Genomic DNA, 21,327 nt, shown 5'->3' on the forward strand with positions numbered 1-21,327 from the left:
CTTTATTTGCGCGGACTCAAAGCCATGCACTACACTTTGACCAAACTGGCTGCGTAACATCAGTTAACAGGTCACGCGCCGGAGCAGAGTTAGTATCTGCCACATCATAAATGCGCAGACGAAACAATTTTCCGGGCAACCCATTTTCTCCCGCATAAAACGATACTGCTTGCAGCTTGGATGAGATGTTTGCTTTATTATCGATTAGAAAAGCATACTGAGTACCAGGCAGTCCCTCAAGCACTTCATTTTTAGGCATTGGCTTTCTCTTAACATTGGTAGCACAGGGTCCGACTGGACAACTTATAATATATCCTGGTGGTCGTGGCTTCATTTCAATGCGTAGGTTTTCCGCCTTACCCTGCTCCACAAATAGCGCCTGACGACAGTAGCCAAGCGTCATCAAAATCAAGGAGTCCTGTTTAAATTCACCCAGCCCGACCAGTTGGAAATACCCGTTCTCATTGGTGAGAGCAGCCGCACCTGTGTTCAAAAGGCCGAGAGAAGCAAAAGGAATTGGCTGCTTGGTTTTAGCATCCACCACCCGCCCGCTAATCCAGATTTCCTGCGCACGCCCAAGCAGTGGCAGGAGCAGTAGAAACAACAAGGCAATTTTTGGTAGTGGGTCTTTCATATTCCAAGTTAGCCAAAATATAGTTTACTACCATGGTCCCAAGCGCGCTAAACACTGCGCCACCCTCGCCGAGAAAAAGAAATACGAGCAACTCGAAAAAGCCATGAGCATGTTCGAAGCCAAGAAACAGGACATCATCGCCAAGCTGAATGGCGTTGCTGGCAGCCCGCAGGATTTTGCGGCTTGGGGTGCCCGTTTGTCGGCTATTGAAAAAGAGTTGGGTGAGAAGGAAGAACGGTGGCTTGATTTGGCCGAGTTGGGGTAAAACATTTGATTTCTGTTCTAAATAAATAGGCCGCTGCGACATCATCGCAGCGGCCTATTTTTATTAGCTTGATGTATTATTCGGTGCGTTCAACCTCAACTTTTATTGCATTTCCAAACATTTGAAATTCCGCACAACTAATTGACTTTAGGGTCCAAGTATCAAAAATAAAATCTCCACGTTTTCCTTTACTGAAATCCCAGTGCCCAGGTCCCTGAATCCAAATCCTACATTCTTTTACGGCAATTGATGGGTTCAAGATTATACCAGATGCAGGTAGCGCATCCAAATACGAGACGTGGTTTGGGCCGCCACTCCCTGTTAAATACTCTAATACTAGATAGAAACCACCATCTGGGAAATCTATATTAAAGCTACGTAAATCAACTGTATTCCATGCTCCAGGTTTGAATCCATTAACAACTACCGGTTCGAAGAGCATATCTGTTTTAGGAGAGTGATTTGGCCTATCCGCATTGTATAATCGAAGTCTGAATTCTTCACGCAGGATACCTCTATATCCTACGTAAAATGAAACAGCATTCAGTTTCCCAAGCCGCTCCTGATGCTTTCTATTAAAATAAAAAGCATATTGGTTACCAGGCAAGCCAGTAATGACAGGTAACTCGGATAGCAGTTTTGTGTTGCTCCTATCTGCCGCGCTGAGTTCAACTACCCAGTCATTTGCCTTATCCAGTTCAACTGATATAATTCGAGGTTTATATCCGAGAGACCGAACTAATAATGAGTCTTTCATAATGTGCGCTGAAGTAATAATATGAAAATAGCCTGCTTCGTCAGAAAGGGCTCCGACGTCTTCCAAAAGCAGAGATATTGATACAAACGGTATAGGTGCTTTAGTTACAGCATCCACTACCCGCCCGCTAATCCGCACTTCCTGCGCCCGCCCAAGCAGTGGTAGAAGCAACAGAAGCAACAAGGCAATTTTTGGTAGCGGGTTTTTCATATTACAAGTTAGCCAAAAGGCAGGTTACTTCCGTGGCCCCAAGCCCGCCAAACACTGCGCCGCCCTCGCCGAGAAAAAGAAATACGAGCAGCTCGAAAAAGCTATGAACATGCTCGAAACCAAGAAACAGGACATCATCGCCAAACTGAACGGTGGCAGCGGCTCGCCGCAGGACTTTATCGCTTGGGGTGCGCGTCTGTCTGCGTTGAATCAGGAACTGGAGGAGAAGGGACTGCGCGGGTTGGAACTGGCGGAATTGGGGTGATTTACTTGGCTACAATTAACAGATAGGCCGCTGCAGCACAATCGCAGTGGCTTATCTGATTTTAAATAAGTGGCGTGAATCTACTTTAGTTGAGCACTTCAACTTCCGCTTTTACCATGGCATTGTAACGACGCATGCCGCCGGTTAGTGGAGCTAAGCTCCAGCCCGTGGCCGGAGAAAAATGCCACGTATTGCTTTTTTTGACTTCAAAATCTGGACGCATAATTAGCCCTTTGGGAGGATGACTTGCTAGCTCCGCTGGTGGAATAACTGTCCTCGGAACGGCAAATTCCACAGCAATAAAAAAGCCTTCCTTCACAGCCGGGATGTTATAAGCACTTAGGTCGATGGTATGCCATTTACCGTCTTCCGCGGCTTTGATGAAGACGGTTTCACTGAGCAAATCAGCGCCGGGCGACTGGTTCTTCCCTTTGGGTCTGTAGATGCGCAGGCGGAATGGGGTACTCGGCAATCCCTCATCACCGAGGAAAAGAGAAACCGCTCGCAGCTTACCTAATTGCTTGTGTTCTTTGTTTGGAATGAAAAAAGCATACTGCGAATCAATGCTGAAGCGCAATTGCTCGCTTTCAGGAATAACGGGATAAGGCCTGCAATGAGACTCATATACTCGTCCTAAGCTGAACCCTTTCCGTTGCGTCACCTCCAATACTAAATCGGTGCATTTAGCGGCGGTCACGACCATCGCATAACGCTCGTATGCCAGCGTCATCATAATGAGGGAATCTGGCGTATTGGGGCTTAGGCCAGCTATTTGGAATCTCCCTTGCAAGTCGGTGAGCGCGCCGGTCTGTGCATTCCGCAAGCTCATGGAAGCATACTCGACCGGCTTTTTAGTTGCCGCATCTACCACCTGCCCGCTAATCAACACTTCCTGCGCCCGCCCATGCAACGGAAGAAACAGCAGAAACACCGAAGCGATTTCTGGTAGCAAATTTTTTCATTAACCAAATTAACCCAAAAAAGCTGCTGCTTAAAAGCCTCTGCCGTAGCAAAAGCTCCTCCTGCTTTACTCACCTCTACTGCCGCCGGCGCACCTGCGCGAACTCCAGCGGCACTACGCGGCTGCCCACCGGGGCCTTCACCACCAGCGCATCGGCCGCATCGTAGCGGGGGAAGTAGAGGTAACCGCGCACCTGCTGGCCGGGTTCGAGGGTGACTTTGCGCAGCGCGTATTCCTGGAGCATGGCGGCGCGCTGCTGCAGTACGTCGGCAGCCACGGCGTGCTCGATTTTGGTGGCAGCCGAGATGACGCTGTAGGTCACGGCCGCGTCGTGGATGACGGCGCGACTCTGGTATTGGCCCACGGTTTCGCGCCGGCCGACGCTGGCCACATCCGAAATAATGCTTACGGCACTCAGCGCTACGCCGAACCAGTCGATGCGGGCCGCTTTGGCCGCCTCTTTGTCGGCGGTGGCGCGCAGCATGGTTATTTCCGGTTCGGGGTCGAAAGCCTTGAGCGGTGCGGGCGGCAGCGGCGGCAGCGACAACGACTGACTGGCGGCGGCCACGGCGGCCGTTACTTCGGTGCCCGGCAGCGGCTTGGGACGGCGGGCTTTCGCGTCGTAAGCGGGGGCCGGCCGGCGGCTGGGTTCGTACTGAAAAGCGGCGGGCTCAACCACCAACGCGTGGTGCGTAGGGTTGCGGTATTCGGCCTCGAACACCACTCGCGTCGGTTCGTAGCACACAAAGCTTAAGCGCACTTCCACACTATCGGCGGTGGCCTGGGCTTGCTCGCGGCCTTCTACAAATAAGTTGGAGGTTTGCGCCGGTTTCATCCCTAATTGATAGGTAGGAGCACAGGCCGTGAAAAGCCCCACCAGGACCAGTGAAGAGCATAAACGAGTAAAATAGAGGCGCATAGCAGCAGGTTAAACGTGGGGCAACGCAGGCCAGATGGCGGAAACCAGTACGGGGTTGTCTGTTCCGGAAATTACTACGCAATTTACTTCCAGCCAACCTTTAGGCCCGTTAATGCTGCTGGGTGCGGGTCTGGGTAAAATCCAGGGTGGTGCCGGGGGCCAGCCCAGGCGCCGATACGCGAATGACGTCGGCCATATCGGCTCGCGGGAAATACACGTAGCCGCGCACCGCCCGACCGGTTTCTAAGGTAGTCCGGCGCAGGGCCTGCCCTTCTAATTCGCCGAGTTGGGCGCGGTGCTGCTCGGCGGCGGCGGCGGCACGCAGGCGCTGGCTGTCGAAGCTGGCATTCTCGTTTTGCTGCCGGTTTTCGCGGGCACTAATCTGCTCCTTGGTCTCTTTCTTTTTGATGGCCGCCACGTTCTCAACAGTGTGGCTGAGACTGGTAAGTACTTCCGCGGCACTAACCTTCGTGGCCTCCGCCGACTCGACTTCGATGCGCTGGCGCAGCTCCTGAATGTTTGGCTCGGGGTCGAAGGCCGTGAGGCGGCCGGGCAGCACGGGCGCAGGCGCCGTGGAAGCCACGGGCTGGGTCGCCACCGGCTGCAGGTAGAAATCGGTGGGGCTCACCGTGAAATCGTGGCCGGAGCGGTTGCGCAACTCGGCCTCGAATATTAGTCGGCTGGCTTCGTAGCGCACGAAGCTTAAACGCACTTCCAGGCTGTCGTGCTGCTGGCGGGCTATTTCGGCCCCGTTAGCCCAGGTGCCGGAGCCGCTGCTCGGGTGCATGGTCAGGAAATACGAAGGCCCGCAGGCAGGCAGGGCCGCTGCCAGGGTAAGGGAAGCCAGTAGGGTGCGTACAGAGCGCATGGGCAAAGAAAGGAAAGTGGCGGAAGGATGCTAACCTGAAGAGCCCACTTTTCGGCCAATGGTTGCAGGCCGTAGGCGTTGTGCTATTCGGCGCTAGCCAGCCCGGCCGGCAGCGCGAAATTCCCAGCAGCATCGGCACCAAATGGCCAGCTATGCCGCACCGCTGCCAGCGGCACCGGCCCGAAAACGTGGGCGAAATGCTGCTGCCGACTTTCTACCCACTCCCGCTCCACCCGCACGCCAGCGGCAGCCAGGGCGGCCTCGTCCCACTCCAGCAAAACCATATCGGCCCGCCCGGCATAGTACCGGTGGGCTGTTTCGAGAATTTGATGCTGCTCGGAGGAATGGATGAAGCCCTCGACCAGAAGGTCGGCGCTGGCGAAAAAGCCGGTTTGCTGGGCCTGTTGCCAGTCGGCAGGCTCGGCGATGCGGTAGAGCATAGCGTTTGTTTTTGAAGAATTAAACAAAAAAAGAACGTCATGCTGAGCTTGCCGAAGCATCTCTACCGCCATACTAAACTTGATTAGCGCTACGGTAGAGATGCTTCGGCAAGCTCAGCATGACGTTCCTTATCCAGACTGTCAAGCCGCAGCTTTTATGCTTTCCAGAGCTCCTGCTGTACTTGCTTGCCTACCGTCAACATGATTCGCACGGGGCTCGGAATGAGCGTGATGCGGGCTTCTTTGCCGGGGTATTTCTCCGAATCGACCCACACGCCTTCTTTGGGCGATGGCGTGGAGCCGGGGGTGCTGGGCAGATAGGCGGTGGGCAGCAGCACGTCGGTGTCCGATTTCAGGTCGGTGTGCACCTTGTCGAGGGCGGTTTCGAGGAAGTCGCCGTACTCATCGTTGAAGTCGTCTTCGAGGTCGTGCAGCGCTTCTTCCACTTCGTCGTAGCGGGCATCGTCGTACTTCAGGGTGTGCAGCTCGGCCTTTTTTTCAATCAGGGCCACGAGGGCGAGGTTCAGTTCTTCGGTATTCATGGGGGCGCTAAGGCAGATGATTGGCTACAAAAATGGGAAGGTTTTGCCGAATACCGGCCATTTGCTGGCCAGTTGGCACGCACGGTGGGCCGAATAACGGCCGGAACCCGGCCGCGCCCGTATTTTTACCACCACATCCCCCACCCCCTAGCCCCGTATCCGCCCATGCAAACCATGACCTCGCCCGAAGTGCTGGCCCAACCCGCCCAGGATTTCCTCCCGCTCAAAGGCACCGATTTCGTCGAATTTTACGTCGGCAATGCCAAGCAGTCGGCCTACTACTACCAGGCCGCGTTCGGCTACGAGCTGGTGGCCTACGCCGGCCCCGAAACCGGCCTGCGCGACCGCGCCAGCTACGTGCTGCAGCAGGGCAAAATCCGGCTGGTGCTCACCACCTCCCTCCTGCCCGAATCGGAGATTTCGGAGCACGTGCGCCAGCACGGCGACGGTGTGAAGGTGATGGCCCTGTGGGTGGACGACGCCCGCAAATCGTGGGAAGAAACCACCAAGCGCGGCGCCAAATCAGCTTTCGAGCCCTATACCATCGAGGATGAGTTCGGCTCCGTCACGCTCTCGGGCATCTACACCTACGGTGAGAGCATCCACACCTTCGTGGAGCGCACCAACTACACCGGCCCCTTCATGCCCGGTTACGTGGCCAAAAGCAGCGCCGTGCCGCAGAGCGCGCCGGTGGGTCTGCTGCACGTCGACCATTGCGTGGGCAACGTAGGCTGGGGCGAAATGAACCAGTGGGTGAAGTTTTACGAGGACGTGATGGGCTTCAAGCTGCTGCTCACCTTCGACGACGAAGACATTTCGACCGAATATTCGGCCCTGATGAGCAAGGTGGTTTCTAACGGCAACGGCTACGTGAAATTCCCCATTAACGAGCCCGCCGAAGGCAAGAAAAAGTCGCAGATTGAAGAGTATCTCGACTACTACCACTCGCCCGGCGTGCAGCACATCGCCATTGCTACCAGCGACATCCGGCAGACCGTAACCGAGCTGCGCCGCCGCGGCGTGGAGTTCCTGAGCGTGCCCGGCGCCTACTACGACGACCTGCTGGAGCGCATCGGCGCGATTGACGAGGACCTGGATTCGCTGAAAGCTCTGAACCTGCTCGTCGACCGCGACGAGGAAGGCTACCTGCTCCAGATTTTCACCAAGCCCGTGGAAGACCGGCCCACGGTATTCTACGAAATCATCCAGCGCAAAGGGGCCAAGAGCTTCGGCAAAGGCAATTTCAAGGCGCTGTTCGAGAGCATCGAGCGCGAGCAGGCGTTGCGCGGGAATTTGTAAGCCAGCGTTCTCGCGCTGACTCTGAACGTCCGTAAAAGAACGTCATGCTGAGCTTATCGAAGCATCTCTACCGCCATACTAAAATTGATTAGTTGCGCGGTAGAGATGCTTCGACAAGCTCAGCATGACGTTCTTTTTTCTTTTGCCCGCCGTTTTTAATATGCCTAAAATCTACCTCCTTAGAATGCTACTTGGGCTACTCCTGCTGCTCTCCGCCGCTCCGGCCGCCCTGGCCCAGCGCGTGGAGCCCGCGAAACCCGCCCGCGCCCACCCCAAACGCAAAGTCCGGCTCGATGCCGCCGTGCCCGAAACGTCGGCCCTGCTCTACACCAGCGGCGCACTCTGGACGCTGAACGACGGCAACAACCCACCTGCCATCTTCCGGCTCGATACGGCCAGCGGGCGCGTGGTGCAGCGCGTACGCATCGTGAATTTTCCAAACACCGATTGGGAGGAGTTGGCCGCCGACAGCCGCTATTTCTACATCGGCGACTTTGGCAATAACGCCGGCCGGCGGCGCGACTTGCGCGTGCTACGCCTGCCCCGCCCCGGCCCCACTGACACCACGGCCATGGCCGAAGAAATTGCTTTTCGCTACCCCGAACAGACAGATTTTGAGCCCGGCGTATACCGCCACAATTTCGACTGCGAAGCATTTTTCGTAGCCCACGATTCGCTGCATCTATTCTCGAAGCGCTGGGCCGATGCCCAAACGCGCCACTACACGCTGCCCACCCAACCCGGCCGCTACGTGGCGCACCTGCACGAAACGCTGGCGGCACAGGGCCTCGTCACGGCCGCTTCGCTTAGCCCCGATGGGCGCACCGCGGCGCTGCTGGGCTATACCAAAACCGGCCGGGTGTTTCTGTGGCTGCTCACCGACTTTGCCAATACCTCCTATTTAGCTGGGCGCGCCCGCCGGCTGCGCTTGCCCGGCGCCTTGCGCATTGGGCAGGTCGAGGGGTTGTGTTTTGTGGGCCCTGGCCGGGTGTTCATTTCCAACGAGCGGCTGGTGCGGCGCCTGGCGTTGGTGAAGCAGCGGCTGTATGGGCTGAATCTGAGCCGCTGGCTGGCGCGCTGAGTTAATGATGGAACGTCATGCCGAGCGTAGCCGAAACAGCTCGCGTGAAGTGGTGACTATTTGTGAGAACGAACATGAGTAGTGGTAGCACGCGAGATGCCTCGGTCTCTACTTGATGCGCAGAATGCTCGGCATGACGTTCTTTGAATGTTCTGCTGCCGCCAGCCCGGCACCAGCTCATCTTTCCGGCCAACCTCTTTCCTTTGCGGCCGTTTTGCTTCTGACCTTGCACCCTACTTACGCTTTCGTTCATGTCACTCACTCCCGAAATTCAGCGCACCATCGATACCTGGCTCACGCCGGCCTACGACGTCCAGACCCAACAGGCCATCCGCGACCTGCAGGCTAGCGGCCAAACTGAGGCCCTCACCGATGCTTTCTACCGCAGCCTGGAGTTTGGCACCGGCGGCCTGCGCGGCATCATGGGGCCGGGCTCGAATCGGATGAACCGCTACACGCTGGGCATGGCCACCCAGGGTCTGTGCAACTACCTGCTGCAGAGCTTCCCGGGCCAGGAAATCAAAGTGGCTATTGCCCACGACTCGCGCAACAACAGCCCCGAGTTTGCCCAAATTGCGGCCGGCATTTTCTCGGCCAATGGCATCATCGTCTATCTGTTTGAGGCCCTGCGGCCCACGCCCGAGCTGTCGTTTGCCATCCGGGAGCTGGGCTGCCAGAGCGGCTGCGTAATTACCGCCTCGCACAACCCGAAGGAGTATAACGGCTATAAAGTGTACTGGAACGACGGCTCGCAAGTGGTGGCGCCGCACGATGCCAACATCATCATCGAAGTCAACAAAATCACCAGCCCCAGCGAAGTAAAATTTGCCGCTGACCCGTCGAAAATCATTCCCATCGGGGCCGATATCGACGCGAAGTATTTCGCCGCCGCCAGCAAACTCAGCATCGACCCGGCTGCCATTCAGCGCCAGCACGATTTGAACATTGTGTACACGCCCATCCACGGTTCGGGCATTACGCTGGTGCCTGGTTTGCTGCGCGAATTCGGCTTCAGCAACGTGAACGTGGTGCAGGCCCAGGCCACGCCCGACGGCAACTTCCCCACCGTGCAGTCGCCCAACCCCGAGGAAAAAAGCGCCATGCAGCTGGCCCTCGACCAGGCCAAAGCCACCAACGCCGACATCGTGCTCGCCACCGACCCCGACGCCGACCGCGTGGGTGTGGGCGTGAAAAACAACGAGGGCGAATGGGTGCTCCTCAACGGCAACCAGACGGCCGCCGTGCTCACTAATTATCTGCTCTCGGCCCGCCACCGCGCCGGCCAGAGCACCCCGCAGGATTTCATCGTGTACACCATCGTGACCAGCGAAATCCTCGGCGACATTGCCCACCACTACCGGGTAAAGAGTTACCGTACGCTCACCGGCTTCAAGTACATCGCCGGCCTCATTCGCGAGCTTGAGGGGCAGGAAACCTACATCGGCGGCGGCGAGGAAAGCTACGGCTTCCTCATCGGCGATTTCGTGCGCGACAAGGACGCCATTTCGGCCTGCGCGCTGGTAGCCGAAATGGCCGCCGTGGCCAAAGACCGGGGCCGCACCCTCTACCAGGAAATGGTGGAGATGTACGCCCAGTACGGCCTCTACGTGGAGGATTTGATTTCCCTCACCAAAAAAGGCCAGCGCGGGGCCGAGGAAATTCAGGAGATGATGGCCGCCCTGCGCGCCAACCCGCCCCAGCACATCGCGGGCCTGAAAGTGGTGGAAATCCGCGACTACAAAACCGGCAAAATCCACGACCTGGCCACTGGCCTCACCTCCGACACCGGCGTAGAAAGCTCCAACGTGCTCCAGTTCCTCACCGAAGACGGCAGCAAGATTTCCGCCCGCCCCAGCGGCACCGAGCCCAAAATCAAGTTCTATTTCAGCGTGAAGCAACCGCTGAAATCGGTAGTGGATTTTGACCTGGCGCAGCGCCTGGGCCATGAGAAAATAAAGGCGATAATTACGGATATGGACCTGCAGTAATATGCTTAAAATACCGCTACCACGCTCCCAGAAATATATTCTGGGAGCGTTTATTTTTGCTTCCTTCCTGTACGCGTTTATTAATCGCGAGCCTGCATTTGGCATCCCACTCCTTTTATTAGCAGTAGCAGTAGCTACTACTTATAGTTATGTTGTTCTGGACTTCGCAAACGGTTACAAAGGCGAATTCACTTGTTTATTCGGCCTCATTCCGCTTGGTGGCTGGGAGCGCCTTCCGTCCGCTAATCATGTATTTCTAAAACGATTTTCAGAAGTTGCTCAGGAAGAAATAAGTGATTCTGGCGTTTACCAAACCGTCCGGCATCAGCGGTATCTCATTATGCTGTCTGTACCCGATTCCAGAGATGGTTTTCTAATACTAAAGGTTTTGAATTTAAATAAAGCTAGAAAAATTGCCCATAAAATTTCCTTAGCCGGGGCATTAGAGCTGAAGGATTATACTCAATAATATTTGCTGTTACAGCCGCACCCCAATGCCCGGTCCCACCATATAAAACCACTTCTGCGTGCCCAGCAGAAACCCGCCGCCCAAATACAGCGGAAACGTGAACTTGGCCTCGCGCCGCGTGGGATACACCGAGCCGAGTATCACCACGCCCAAATCGCGGTTGGTGCCGCTGCTGCCCAGGTTGAAGGCGTTAAGCGCCACGAAGCCCGCGCCAATTTTGTAGGGCCGCAGGCGATTGATTTTGGTGGGGCTATAAAAGCTGAACTGCGCCAGCGTGGCCAGCGAAATTCCGCCCAGGTCGCCATAGCCCGATTCGCCCTGGCGGCGCGTGAGCAGGCCGGCCGGGAAGCTCACGTCGATGTCGAACTTGTAGCGGCGCTTGAGCACCAACTCCACGGTTTGGGTGTAGCCGGGGTCGGCGTACTGGCTGCTCTGGTGCTTCACCGTGATGATGATGCGGCTCCATTCGTCGAGGTCGTAGGTTTTGCGGCCCAGCAGGGAGTTCAGGCTCAGCGGGTCGGTGCGGCACTGCTTGTCCTGGTAGAAGGCGGCGCGGGCCGACTGGTCGCCGGGACAAATCACGACGTTGTCAACGCTGCGCTGCTCCACCAAATCGCCCTTGCTGTTGAGGATGCGGATTTCGAAGCTTAGAAACTGCTTGCCGTAGAGCTGCTCGTTGCCATCAATGGCGTTGGGGTTGAACTGGAACACCACGTCGCGAATGGTGCCGTCGTAGAGCACCGGCCCGTTGAGGCGCGTGATGGGCCGGGCCCCGTCGCCGTACACCACCGACACGAAATCGAGCGGGTGCGGCCGCTGAAACTCCTTGATGCCCAGCGCGTAGCCCGTGGGCTGACCGGCGTTGAAAATCGTGCTCTTGCGCTTGTCGAAGCTCACCGGCACGCGCACCCGGTACACCAGCCGCGCGTCGGTGCGCACCGACGAATCGGATGGAATAACAGGCAAATCCTCGAATGAGACGCGCGATTTTAGTAGGCCCTCGCCTTCGAGGCGCACGTCCACGGTTTCGCCGGGGCTCACGCTTAGCCCGGGCGTCCAGTCGCCGCCGCGGTGCAGCACCTGCACGTTCCGAATCACGGCTTGCGGTGTGATGTCGAGGTTGGTAAGGTAGCGGGCCACGTCAGCATCCTTAATGTAGAGGTAGCCCTCGGTCTGGCGGTGGGTATTGTAGGGGCGCAGGTAGCACAGCACCCGGTCGTTGCTCAGAAACTGGCGAATGAACAGGTCGGCAATCAGCTCGCCGCCGGGCTCTTCCTGGTCCTCTATGCGGTAGGTGCGGCGCAACTCAAAGAAGCGGCCGTTGTCAAGAATCAGCTCCACGCCCTTGCGGCGGCTGGCTTCGTCCATGGTCACGCTGCGCTTGTCGGGCGAGAGGAAGCGCAGGCGGCTGGCTTTCACGTTAAACTCCTGCCGCAGCACCGGCAGCTGGTAGCTGAGGTGGCCGCCTGGGCCCAACGTGGGCCGCTCGGTTTGCAGCTTCAGGGCCAGCGTGCGCGCGCCCAGCTGGTTGGGCAGCACGTGCAGGCGCAACACGCCGTTGGCATCGGCCACGAGGCGATAGTCGAAATCGGTGCCACGCACCCACTCGCCGGTGGCGCGCACGTTGCGTGCGTTCGAGCTGGTGAGTTCCAGCACCTTTTCTTCCCCGACAAACAACTCGTTGTCACTCACGCGCAGGTCTACGGTGGTGCGCGCCAGGGGCAGCAGTGAAACCACTTGCCGCAACGAGGCCTTCCCCACTGAGTCGGCGGCCTGCTCCACCACCAAGCGCAGAAAGCGGCTGCTGGTCAGGTTCTGAAACTTAAGGCGCGTGCGGAAGCTGCCATCGGCCTCCCTGCTCAGCGAGTCGAGCACCTGGTAATCGGGGCTGCGGCGCAGGCGTAGCGGGCGGTTGCTGGCCGGATAGAGGCGCAATTCGGCGGTTTCGTCGTCGCGCCGGTACCAGAAGTATAGCGCCGGCCCACCGGCCTGCATCACGGTGTTACGGCTGAGCAAATAGGTGGCCGTGTCGGTGCGCAGGCTGGCTTCGCGCAGTACCGGCGGGCCGGCTGGGACCGTTTGGGCAGCCGCCACCTGTGGGAGTAGTTCCAGCAAAATGCCGGCAGCCAGAAGCAACCAAGAAAACAAGGAAAAGGGCATGAGAAAGAATGAGCAGCAGCACAGCCTATCCCCAAAGGTCGGGGCGTAAAGGTTCAGCTACAATTCTGTCGGTCCATTTTCTCGTTTTTAATGCGCCTACTTGCCTTTAAGCCGCTTTTCGATGGACCCGCGCGGTTAAAACACGAAGTTGAATGAGGCCTGGCCCAGCAACCCACGCAAGTCGCGGCTGCGCGAATTAAGCGGCACAAAATAGCTGCCCTTGGTGTCGATGAGCACATGGCGCGTTTTGAGCAGCTCCACGCCCAGGCCCAGGTTTAGATTGGGGATGAACTCGTTGTGCCGGTCGTTGTTGCGGGTCAGAATGAAGCCACCCAGCTGGTAGCTGGTGTAGAGGTTGAGGTAGCGCCGGCGGCCCCGCCCAAAGTTGCGCGGGTAAAAGTCCTGCCCGAAGTTCACCACAAACAGCTCGTTCACGAATTCCTCGTTCGATTCCGTTGCTCCCACCGGCTTATACACGCCCAGGTTCAGGTAGCTTTTGCCCCGCGTAACCAAATACTTGAGGGAGTAGCCCTGGTAGTTGGCGCTGGTGAGGCCCACTTTGGGATTATCGAGGTGCAGGTAGCCATACTCCACCCCCGGCATATTTACGAAGCTAATGCGGCGGTTGCCGGTGGGAAAACTCACCTCGTCGTAGAGGCGCAGGGTCACGTAGGCTTGGCCGGCGTGTGCAGCAATGCCCTCCAGTTGGTGGCGGACGCGGGTCAAACGCTCGGTGTGTTCCTCGGTTAGCTTGCCCCAGGCCAGGCGCTGTTCCGCGTTGGGCCGGCCTTCGGCCTGCTCCTTTTTCAGGGTAGCCAACTGGCTTGCCTCGTTCTGCTCATCAGCCTGCAGCTCTTGCAGGCGCGACGTTAGGTCGTGCGCGTTAAGGTTATTTTCGAGCACGTAGCCCAACGCGGCGGTGAGCGAATCGAGGCGTGGCAGCTCGCGGATTGGCAGCGCGAATTCAGCAATGAGCTGGTCAGGGGTTTCCTCCTGCTTCTGCACCCGTGCGGAGCGGTGCCGGATGAAGTCGGTGAGGGCCGCCCGGGCTGGGGCGAAACGCGTCACCGCTACGGTCAGGTTCTTGTGCGTGTCGTAGGTCTGCTCGTCGTTGCTGCCAGCGCGCGACTGGGCCAAAGCAGGCCCGAGGCCGGCGCCCAGCAAGATGGTGGCCAAGGCCAGGAATGCCGGGGCAGAAGAAAAAATGTTCATTGGGCTTATCAGATTATACGCTTCCCATAAGTGAGAAGCATGGGCAAAACTAGCCCCCCGATAAAACGCCCGCCACCCTAAATCAAAGACTATCAGACATCACTACAACGCATCAATAAATATAAATAATTGACTATCATTTGAGTCCACCCTCAAAACCCTTCAAGAAAAGGACTTTTCAATTCCCTCGTATTATTAGCTGCCGCTACCCTTTTCCATCATTTCTCGTCGCGGCGGGTGCCCAGCAGCAGCAGCACCAGCAGCAGGAAGCCGGTGGCCCCCAAGCTCCACCACGTTATTTCGGGCACGCCGCGGTGGTAGGGCATGTCGGGCGAGTAGCGCCCCAGCAGCGACAGGCCCGAAAACAGCAGCCCACCCACGCACAGCAACGCCAGAATGGTGCGGCTCACCAACTGGTCGGCTTTGCGCAGCAACGTGGTGTAACCCACCAGCTCAAATTTCAGCCGCAGCTCGCCCTTGCTGATTTTGCGCACAATCTGGCGCACGTCGGCGGGCAGGGTTTGCAGCAGGGCCAGCAGTTGGGTCCCGGTATACTCGGCTTCGGTGAGCAGGTTCTCGCGCGAGTATTGCTCCTTGATAATCTTGGCGCCGTAGGGCCGCACGAACTCGAAGGTGTTGAAATTGGGGTGCAGCACCTTGCCGATGCCTTCCAGAATCACCAGCGCCCGCAAAATCAGGAACACCGCCCCTGGCACCTGCAATTTGTAGGTGTAAATGATGCCTTGCAGCGCATCGGCCAGGTCGCTCATGCTCATCTCCTTCACGTCGAGCATTGCGAAATCCTCAATCAGCTGGCTGAGGTCCGACTCAAAAGCACGCATGTCTGGGATTTCGGCCGTCAGGGCCAGCCGGCGGAAGTTGAGCGCCATGCTGCGGGCATCCTGCCGGGCCATCCCGATGAACACGCCCGCAAACGCATACTTCTGCTGCTTGGTGAGGCGGCCCACCATCCCAAAATCGATGAGGACGATGGTACCGTCGGGCCGCACCAGCACGTTGCCCGGGTGGGGGTCGGCGTGGAAGATACCAAACTCAAAAATCTGTGTCAGGTAAATGTCCATGCCGTTTTCGGCCACCGTCGCCGGGCTCAGGCCCCACTCCTGCAACTGCACCTTGTCGGTAATCTTGCAGCCGCTCACAAACTCAATCACCAGGATGCGCTCCGTGCTCAGCTCGCGGTAGGGCTTGGGCACAGAAAAGGTGGTGTAGTCCTCGTAGAGCTTGCGAAACTGCTCCATCGAGCGGGCCTCGGCGGTGTAATCCAGCTCCTTGCTCATGCTGCGCTCAAAGGCATCCACGATGTCCTGCGGGTTGGCCAGGCCCTGCTTTTGCAGGAAGCCCGCCGTGAGGCGCACCAGCTCATGCAGCAAGGCCAGGTCGGAACGCACCTTTTCGCGCACGCCGGGGCGCTGCACCTTCACTACCACTTCCTCGCCCGTGAGCAGCCGCGCCCGGTGCACCTGCCCAATGCTGGCCGAGCCCAGCGTTACATCATCAAACTCGCTGAAAACCTCCGAAATCGGCCGGCCCAGTTCTTCCTCGATAATCTGGCGGGCCACCACCGTGTCGAAAGGCGGCACGTTGCTTTGCAGCTTTTCAAACTCTTCAATCAGCGCTTCGGGCAGCAGGTCGGCCCGGTTGCTCATGGCTTGGGCCAGCTTGATGAACGTGGGGCCCAGTTCCTCGATAATCAGGCGCACCCGCTCCCAACGCGTGGTCTCGAATACCTGGCGGTCGGCGCGCTGCCAACTCAGGCGGCGCGCCTGGCTAATGAGGCGCCGCAACGGCGTGGTTGTCACCACGTCTTCAAAGCCGTAGCGCAGCAACACCTCGGCCACCTGCCGGATGCGGGCCAGATTAGAAATCGTATTTTTAAACATCAACCTCTGATTTACAAACCGCAGATTTACGCACATTAAACCGATTTCGCAGACTCCGCCTGGCCGGCTTGCCGAATCCGGCTCAGCACAAGCCATGCCCACATGCTAAAAATCCCCGCTTGCACCAGGCAAACGGGGATTTTGCATTCGGAATAAGCGGTGCTTACGAGTTGCTCTCGCCGCTGTTCGAAGTCGACGTTGCAGCCGAAGCAGCCGGCTTGGCGGCAGCCTTAGCAGCGGGCTTCGCAGCCGGTTTGCTAGCGGCTTTTGCCGGAGCTTTAGCAGCAGGCTTGGCGGCCGGCTTGGCCGCAGGCTTAGCCGTCGATTTAGCTGCGCCGGCCATGGCGGCAGTCGATTTCTGGGCAGTGCCAGCAGCGGCGCTCACCCGGTCGGCTACAGTTTTAACGGCACCGGCGGCGCGGCTGGCGGCCTGGTTAGCAGTGCTACGGGCAGCGCTAACTACGCCAGCAGCTTTGGCGGCGGGCTTGGCAGCAGCTTTCGCGGCGGGCTTCTTAGCGGACCCTTTGCCTTTGGCCTTGGGCTTGTCGTCGCCGAGCCCTACGGTGCTTTTCACGCGGTCGGCCAGGCCCTGAAACTGCTTTTCGAGTTCGGCACGCTTGGTTTCGCCGCTTTTCAGCAGGTCATCCAGAATTTTCTTACCCTCCTGCTCAGTCATCTTGCTGTCCTTCACCAGCTTCTCGATGGTGCTTTGAACAGACTTGCTGCCTTGGGCAATGTAGCCAACGCCAGCATTTACGAATTTCTTAAACAAATCTTCCATGACGACGAAACAGTTTTTGGTGAAGGTGAAGAAGGGAGTTTGCTGATTGAAAGCCGGTTGCCGACATAAAGTAGTATGCAAGCCGACTAATTCTGCTGCAAACCTACGAAGGCTTGGCAACATAGTTGGGCCCTGTACGCCGGTTTTTTTCAAAAGTGGCCGAAATTCATCAAAAAGAGAATATATTTTTTTTCAATTTCGCGAATATTCGGGGTTCGCAGTAGTTCTGCGCAACCGCTTCAACCACAGCTTACGCGGCGCGGCGGCGAGCAGCCACCCGGCGCGGCACTACCGGCAGCCGCACACCAGGAGCCGCTTGCGCAGCCCAGATATCAACCAGAAACTCGGCGACTTGGTCGAGGGCCTGGCGGGCTTCGGGTACCAGGCGCCAAAACAGGTGCCACCAATGCACCAGTCCCTCGAAAGGCTGTACCACTACGGGCACCCCGGCGGCGCGGGCCTTGTCGGCAAACTTCAGCACGTCGTCGTAGAGTACTTCAGCCGTAGAAATCTGGATGAGCAGCGGTGGCAGGCCGTGCAAGTCGGCCTGCGCGGGCGAGAGCAGCGGGTGCGAAAGCGCCGTTTTGTGCGCGTACAGCGGACCCCAGCTACGCATTTGCAGGGCTTCGAGCAACAGGCCTTCTTCACGGGCCACGCGGCGCAGGGCGGCAGTGGGCAGGTTGAGGTCGGTCCAAGGCGAGAGGCCGACGCCGGCGGCCGGCAGGGCCTCGCCAGCGTCGCGCAGGGCCAGCAGCAAGGCCAGGGCCAGCCCGCCACCAGCCGAGTCGCCACCGACCACGATGTCGTGGGGCTGGTGGCCCTGGCGGAGCAGCCAGCGGTAGGCCCGCCGGGCGTCGTGCAGGGCGGCCGGGAACGGGTGGTCGGGTGCCTTGCGGTAGTTAATGGTGAGCACGTTGAGGCCGGTACGCTGAGCTAGGCTGCCGACCAGGCTGCGGTGGGTGTTGAGGGAGCCCAGCACGTAGCCACCGCCGTGCAGGTAGAGGAGCACGCGGGTTGGGTGCGCCGCCCGGGGCCGCAGCCACTCGGCTTCCAGCCGGTTATCGAGCTTAAAGCTTTCCAGGTTCACCTTCCAGGGCATAAACTGGAACAGGGCCCCGGCCTCCATCGCCAGGCGAATGGCCCCCACACTGGGCTTGCGGCGGGCTAGTGGAACCGCCGCAGCGGTGAGAAACTGCTTGAGCAGCAGGTGCTGAAACGAGGGCATTGCGGGTGGGATTCGGGAGGGTATGGAGGAAGCGCAGGAAGTAGGGTGCGGGGCTTGCCCCCGCCCGCCGTTGGCGCCATACTAAACTAATCTGTTCAACGGCGGGCGGGGGCAAGCCCCGCACCCTACCTCTGGCGGTATTCTTAGTTACTCCGGTAAGCCTTCTGCTGCTGCCCCAGCTTATTGCCTTTATAGCCTTTGATGGCCAGCGGAATCCAGCCTAGCAACGGGATAAAATAGGCCAGGGTTATGGGGTTGCGCCAAAGCATGCGCAGCCAGGCGCCAGGCCGGTCGAGCTGCATGCGAAAATTGCGGCGGCCTTCCTTCACGTAGAGGCGTTCGAATTCGGTGAACATCGCGGGCCAGGCGAAGGGCAAGAAGAACGGGAAGAAGCGCCGGTTTTCCTTGATGCGCTGCCAGAGCTCGCCCCAGCGGTAAGGCTTTTGGCCGTGGGCCGCAACGGCGGTATCCATCTCGCCCTGCATCTGCTGGCGAACTTGCTCGCTCAGGTCCAGGTATTCTTCGCGGCTTAGTTCATCAACGGTTTTGTCGGTGAGGTCGGACGGGCGAATGCGGGTGCCCATCACGAAGGTGAGCTTGGCCGGAAAAGCCAGGTAAAAGGCCCAGGGCTGAATGATAACCAACAACAGCAGCAGGGTAAGCGGCAGAAACGGGATGCCGATTTTCTTGGTGAGCCGGTTTATTGGTTCGAAGCTGTAGGCGTAGGGATTGAGGTATTCGGCGTTGATGGTGTAGAAGGGCACGATGTCGGTGCCGTGCTGCAGGGCCAGGCGCACCATGCTGGTGGCCAGGCGCTGCAACTCGTACTTGCGGTTGAACCCTTTGCCGATGCCGGGCACGCCCTCGGGGTACAGCATCAGGTTGTGGTCCTGGTAGTACATCATGGTTTCGAAATTCAGCGTCGTGGCGTCCACGCAGCCGTTTTTCTTCCAGAAGTCGCGCACCAGGTAAGGATTCATCAGGGCCGTTTGCGAGAGCAGCGGGGCTGAGAGGGGGCGCGGCAAGTCGTCGATGTTGCCGTTTTTCTGCAGCAGGTGCCGCCACAGGTGCGAAAGGGCCACCATGGCATCCCAGGGAAAAGCCATGCCGGAGTGATTGCTGGCAAAAATCAGGGGCCGGTCGGGGTTGTTGCGCTGCGGAAAATCTTCAAAGCCCACCAGCTCGGAGCGAAACCATACCCGGTCGAGGAGCTGGAGAATATTCTCGTCGAGCGTCTGGGTGAATTCTTCCTCGAAATAGTCGTCGTAGATGTGCTGGTTAGCCACAATGGCCGGCGGTGGCAACGAAGACGCAGTGGTGGCGGGCATAAGCGGAAAGAGCAGCGAACGGGGACGGAAGATAGGAGAATTTCTACCGTTGCGCTTCGGGCAGCGTGCCAGGCAGGTTTCACGCGGTGTTTCGGGGTGTTGAACGGCTTGGTTCGGCAGCTCCCTACCCCCTACTGCCGAAAATGGCGCTGCCCACCCGCACCAGCGTGCTGCCTTCGACCACGGCCAAGGCGTAGTCGCCGCTCATGCCCATTGAGATATCGCAGAAAGCGGGCGAATCGGCAAAATATTGGGCTTTGAGCTGGTCGAAGTAGCTGTGCAGGAGCTGGAACTCGCGGCGCAGCTGTTCGGCGTCGGAGGTGAACGTGGCCACGCCCATTACGCCGGTGAGGCGTACGTGCGTCAGGCTCGGGAACTCGGGCGAGCCCAGGATTTGCTCGGCCTCGGCCAGGGTGAGGCCCGATTTGGTTTCCTCCTGCGCGATGTGGAATTGCAGCAGGCCGTTGATGACGCGGTTGTTACTGGCCGCGTGCTTGTTGATTTCGCGCAGCAGCTTCAGGCTGTCGATACTCTGAATGGTGTGCACGAAGGGGGCCAGCAGCTTCACCTTGTTGGTCTGGAGCTGGCCAATGAGGTGCCACTCCACATCGGCAGGCAACTCAGGCTGCTTGGATGCCATTTCCTGGGGCCGGTTTTCGCCGAAGCAGCGCGCGCCGGCCTCGTAGGCCTCCTGCAGCCGCTCGACGGGGTGAGTTTTCGTGACCACGCACAGGCGGGCGGCGGTACCGGTCAATTCGGCGTTGAGGCGGTGGATGTTATCGGTGATGGACACTTTTGATGATGTGTAAATGTGACGGATGTGAAAATGCGGAGAATCAGGTAGGCCAACGGTTAGGCGGCACTTCTGAATGCGGTTTGAAGCCATTAACAGCACAACTCCACATTCCTCACATTTTTCACATCAACTATTCAATCTTCCAGCGGGTTGCTTAGGAATGTGTTTTTGAGCAGCAGCCACAGCAGCCACAGGGCCACGCTGAGCCACAGATACGGCCGGTACAGGTCGGTGATGTTGCGGTAGCGGTACTGCTTGATTTCGGACTTTTCGAGGCGGTTGATTTGAGCGAAAACCTCGCGCAGCGCACCCGTGTCGGTGGCCCGGAAAAAACGGCCGTCGGCAGCGGCAGCGAGTTGGCGCATGGTGGTTTCGTCGAGGCGGGTGCTCACGTAGCGGGTGCGGCCCAGCGAGTCCTGGCCGTAGGGCACAAATCCGTCCTTGCCGAGCCCGATGGTGTACAGGCGGATGTTGAACGCGTGGGCCAGCTGGGCGGCCAGGAGCGGGTCAAGGCTGCCAGCGTTGCTTTCGCCATCGGAGAGCAGGATGCACACCCGCGAGCGGGCCGTTGACTCGCGCAGGCGGTTCACGGCTACGCCCAAGGCGGTGCCAATGGCGGTGCCATCTTCGGCAATCAGGCCCAGTCGTAGGCTGGCCAGGTCTTCGCGCAGCAGGTCGTAATCGGTGGTGAGGGGGGCCAATGAGTAGGCCTCGCCGGCGAAGGCCACCAGGCCAAGGCGGTCGCCCACGCGGCTGTTCACGAAATCAGTCGCCAGCTTTTTGGCGGCTTCGAGGCGGGTGGGGCGCAGGTCCTGAATTTCCATCGAGCCCGAAATGTCGAGGGCCAGCACGATGTCGATGCCCCGGCCCGACTGTTCCACTCGCTCGTCGGTGCGCTGCGGGCGGGCCAGGGCCACAATGCCAAAGCACAGGGCCAGACCCAGCACCACGTCGGGCACAAAACGCAGGGCCGCCGTCCAGTCGCGCGGGGCAGAGCCGGGCGTGAGGGCAACGGCCACCTGCGCCCGCCGCCGGGCCAGCAGCCAGCGCAACCCAAACAGCAGCGGCACGGCCAGCAGCAGCAGCAGCAGGCGCGGTTGCTGCCACTGGTAGCCAGCCAGGGTGGTGTAGCGCAGAAGGTTGAAAAAGTTGTTCAAGCAGCCGCGAAAGTAGCGCGGACTTTCAGTCCGCGAGGGAGAACATCCCTAAGGCTGCTTCCACTCACG

The 21,327-nt window shown here is 58.7% G+C and carries 21 protein-coding genes; 6 read left to right on the forward strand and 15 right to left on the reverse strand.

The window, feature by feature from the left end; all coding sequences use genetic code 11:
* Positions 1–16 precede the first annotated feature (16 nt).
* A complete protein-coding gene (locus ABD837_RS08920) occupies positions 17–634 on the reverse strand; it encodes a carboxypeptidase-like regulatory domain-containing protein (protein WP_345053086.1) in 618 nt (205 codons plus the stop codon).
* Between ABD837_RS08920 and ABD837_RS08925 the strand changes: the two genes are divergently transcribed.
* The gene (locus ABD837_RS08925; protein WP_345053088.1) at positions 525–899 is read left to right on the forward strand and encodes an ABC transporter C-terminal domain-containing protein; all 375 of its coding nucleotides are present in this window, start codon (positions 525–527) and stop codon (positions 897–899) included. The genes ABD837_RS08920 and ABD837_RS08925 overlap by 110 nt on opposite strands.
* Positions 900–975: 76 nt before the next feature.
* Here the strand turns inward: ABD837_RS08925 and ABD837_RS08930 are convergent, their stop codons facing one another.
* Complete coding sequence (locus tag ABD837_RS08930) at positions 976–1,866, reverse strand: carboxypeptidase-like regulatory domain-containing protein (RefSeq protein WP_345053091.1); 891 nt, start codon at positions 1,864–1,866, stop codon at positions 976–978.
* Here ABD837_RS08930 and ABD837_RS08935 point away from each other — a divergent pair.
* On the forward strand, positions 1,865–2,131 hold the full coding sequence (locus ABD837_RS08935; protein ID WP_345053984.1) for an ABC transporter C-terminal domain-containing protein: 267 nt from the start codon (positions 1,865–1,867) through the stop codon (positions 2,129–2,131). The two genes, ABD837_RS08930 and ABD837_RS08935, sit on opposite strands and share 2 nt — an antisense overlap.
* 85 nt (positions 2,132–2,216) lie before the next feature.
* On the opposite strand, the gene ABD837_RS08940 is transcribed toward ABD837_RS08935, so the two are convergent.
* The 5 genes from ABD837_RS08940 to ABD837_RS08960 all read right to left on the reverse strand — a co-directional run bounded on the left by ABD837_RS08940 (position 2,217) and on the right by ABD837_RS08960 (position 5,861).
* Positions 2,217–3,083, reverse strand: coding sequence for a carboxypeptidase-like regulatory domain-containing protein (locus ABD837_RS08940; RefSeq protein ID WP_345053093.1), 867 nt, complete (start codon positions 3,081–3,083; stop codon positions 2,217–2,219).
* A gap of 85 nt (positions 3,084–3,168) precedes the next feature.
* Positions 3,169–3,927, reverse strand: coding sequence for a hypothetical protein (locus tag ABD837_RS08945; protein ID WP_345053096.1), 759 nt, complete (start codon positions 3,925–3,927; stop codon positions 3,169–3,171).
* Positions 3,928–4,120: 193 nt separating this feature from the next.
* Positions 4,121–4,879 (reverse strand): hypothetical protein, encoded by a 759-nt coding sequence (locus ABD837_RS08950; RefSeq protein WP_345053098.1) that lies wholly within the window; start codon positions 4,877–4,879, stop codon positions 4,121–4,123.
* Positions 4,880–4,962: 83 nt separating this feature from the next.
* Positions 4,963–5,319 carry a DUF952 domain-containing protein gene (locus ABD837_RS08955; RefSeq protein ID WP_345053101.1) on the reverse strand — a complete coding sequence of 119 codons (357 nt, stop codon included), beginning with the start codon at positions 5,317–5,319 and terminating at the stop codon, positions 4,963–4,965.
* Positions 5,320–5,474: 155 nt separating this feature from the next.
* Positions 5,475–5,861, reverse strand: coding sequence for a hypothetical protein (locus ABD837_RS08960; protein WP_345053104.1), 387 nt, complete (start codon positions 5,859–5,861; stop codon positions 5,475–5,477).
* Positions 5,862–6,026: 165 nt separating this feature from the next.
* On the opposite strand from ABD837_RS08960, the gene hppD reads away from it, so the two are divergent.
* The 4 genes from hppD to ABD837_RS08980 all read left to right on the forward strand — a co-directional run bounded on the left by hppD (position 6,027) and on the right by ABD837_RS08980 (position 10,698).
* Positions 6,027–7,160, forward strand: a complete 1,134-nt coding sequence (hppD, locus tag ABD837_RS08965) for a 4-hydroxyphenylpyruvate dioxygenase (RefSeq protein WP_345053107.1) — start codon at positions 6,027–6,029, stop codon at positions 7,158–7,160.
* A gap of 184 nt (positions 7,161–7,344) precedes the next feature.
* A complete protein-coding gene (locus tag ABD837_RS08970; RefSeq protein WP_345053109.1) occupies positions 7,345–8,241 on the forward strand; it encodes an SdiA-regulated/phytase-like domain-containing protein in 897 nt (298 codons plus the stop codon).
* A 251-nt stretch (positions 8,242–8,492) separates the two neighbouring features.
* Complete coding sequence (locus ABD837_RS08975; RefSeq protein WP_345053111.1) at positions 8,493–10,229, forward strand: phospho-sugar mutase; 1,737 nt, start codon at positions 8,493–8,495, stop codon at positions 10,227–10,229.
* 1 nt (position 10,230) lies between these two features.
* On the forward strand, positions 10,231–10,698 hold the full coding sequence (locus ABD837_RS08980; protein ID WP_345053114.1) for a hypothetical protein: 468 nt from the start codon (positions 10,231–10,233) through the stop codon (positions 10,696–10,698).
* A gap of 9 nt (positions 10,699–10,707) precedes the next feature.
* On the opposite strand, the gene ABD837_RS08985 is transcribed toward ABD837_RS08980, so the two are convergent.
* The 8 genes from ABD837_RS08985 to ABD837_RS09020 form a co-directional block, all read right to left on the reverse strand.
* Positions 10,708–12,858: a hypothetical protein gene (locus ABD837_RS08985; RefSeq protein WP_345053116.1), complete on the reverse strand. Its 2,151-nt coding sequence runs from the start codon at positions 12,856–12,858 to the stop codon at positions 10,708–10,710.
* Positions 12,859–12,993: 135 nt separating this feature from the next.
* Entirely contained in the window at positions 12,994–14,070 is a 1,077-nt protein-coding gene (locus ABD837_RS08990; RefSeq protein ID WP_345053118.1) for a hypothetical protein, read from the reverse strand.
* A gap of 218 nt (positions 14,071–14,288) precedes the next feature.
* Entirely contained in the window at positions 14,289–15,971 is a 1,683-nt protein-coding gene (locus tag ABD837_RS08995) for an ABC1 kinase family protein (RefSeq protein WP_345053119.1), read from the reverse strand.
* 163 nt (positions 15,972–16,134) lie between these two features.
* On the reverse strand, positions 16,135–16,752 hold the full coding sequence (locus ABD837_RS09000; RefSeq protein WP_345053122.1) for a phasin family protein: 618 nt from the start codon (positions 16,750–16,752) through the stop codon (positions 16,135–16,137).
* Positions 16,753–17,002: 250 nt separating this feature from the next.
* The gene (locus tag ABD837_RS09005; protein WP_345053124.1) at positions 17,003–17,977 is read right to left on the reverse strand and encodes an alpha/beta hydrolase; all 975 of its coding nucleotides are present in this window, start codon (positions 17,975–17,977) and stop codon (positions 17,003–17,005) included.
* A gap of 143 nt (positions 17,978–18,120) precedes the next feature.
* The gene (locus tag ABD837_RS09010) at positions 18,121–19,305 is read right to left on the reverse strand and encodes a lysophospholipid acyltransferase family protein (protein ID WP_345053127.1); all 1,185 of its coding nucleotides are present in this window, start codon (positions 19,303–19,305) and stop codon (positions 18,121–18,123) included.
* A 124-nt stretch (positions 19,306–19,429) separates the two neighbouring features.
* A complete protein-coding gene (locus ABD837_RS09015; protein WP_345053129.1) occupies positions 19,430–20,098 on the reverse strand; it encodes a YggS family pyridoxal phosphate-dependent enzyme in 669 nt (222 codons plus the stop codon).
* Between the two features lie 137 nt (positions 20,099–20,235).
* Positions 20,236–21,258, reverse strand: coding sequence for a VWA domain-containing protein (locus ABD837_RS09020; RefSeq protein ID WP_345053133.1), 1,023 nt, complete (start codon positions 21,256–21,258; stop codon positions 20,236–20,238).
* Positions 21,259–21,327 lie beyond the last annotated feature (69 nt).

Origin of the sequence: Hymenobacter glaciei, assembly GCF_039539585.1 — a bacterium.
In the GTDB taxonomy this organism is placed as follows: Bacteria; Bacteroidota; Bacteroidia; order Cytophagales; family Hymenobacteraceae; genus Hymenobacter; species Hymenobacter glaciei.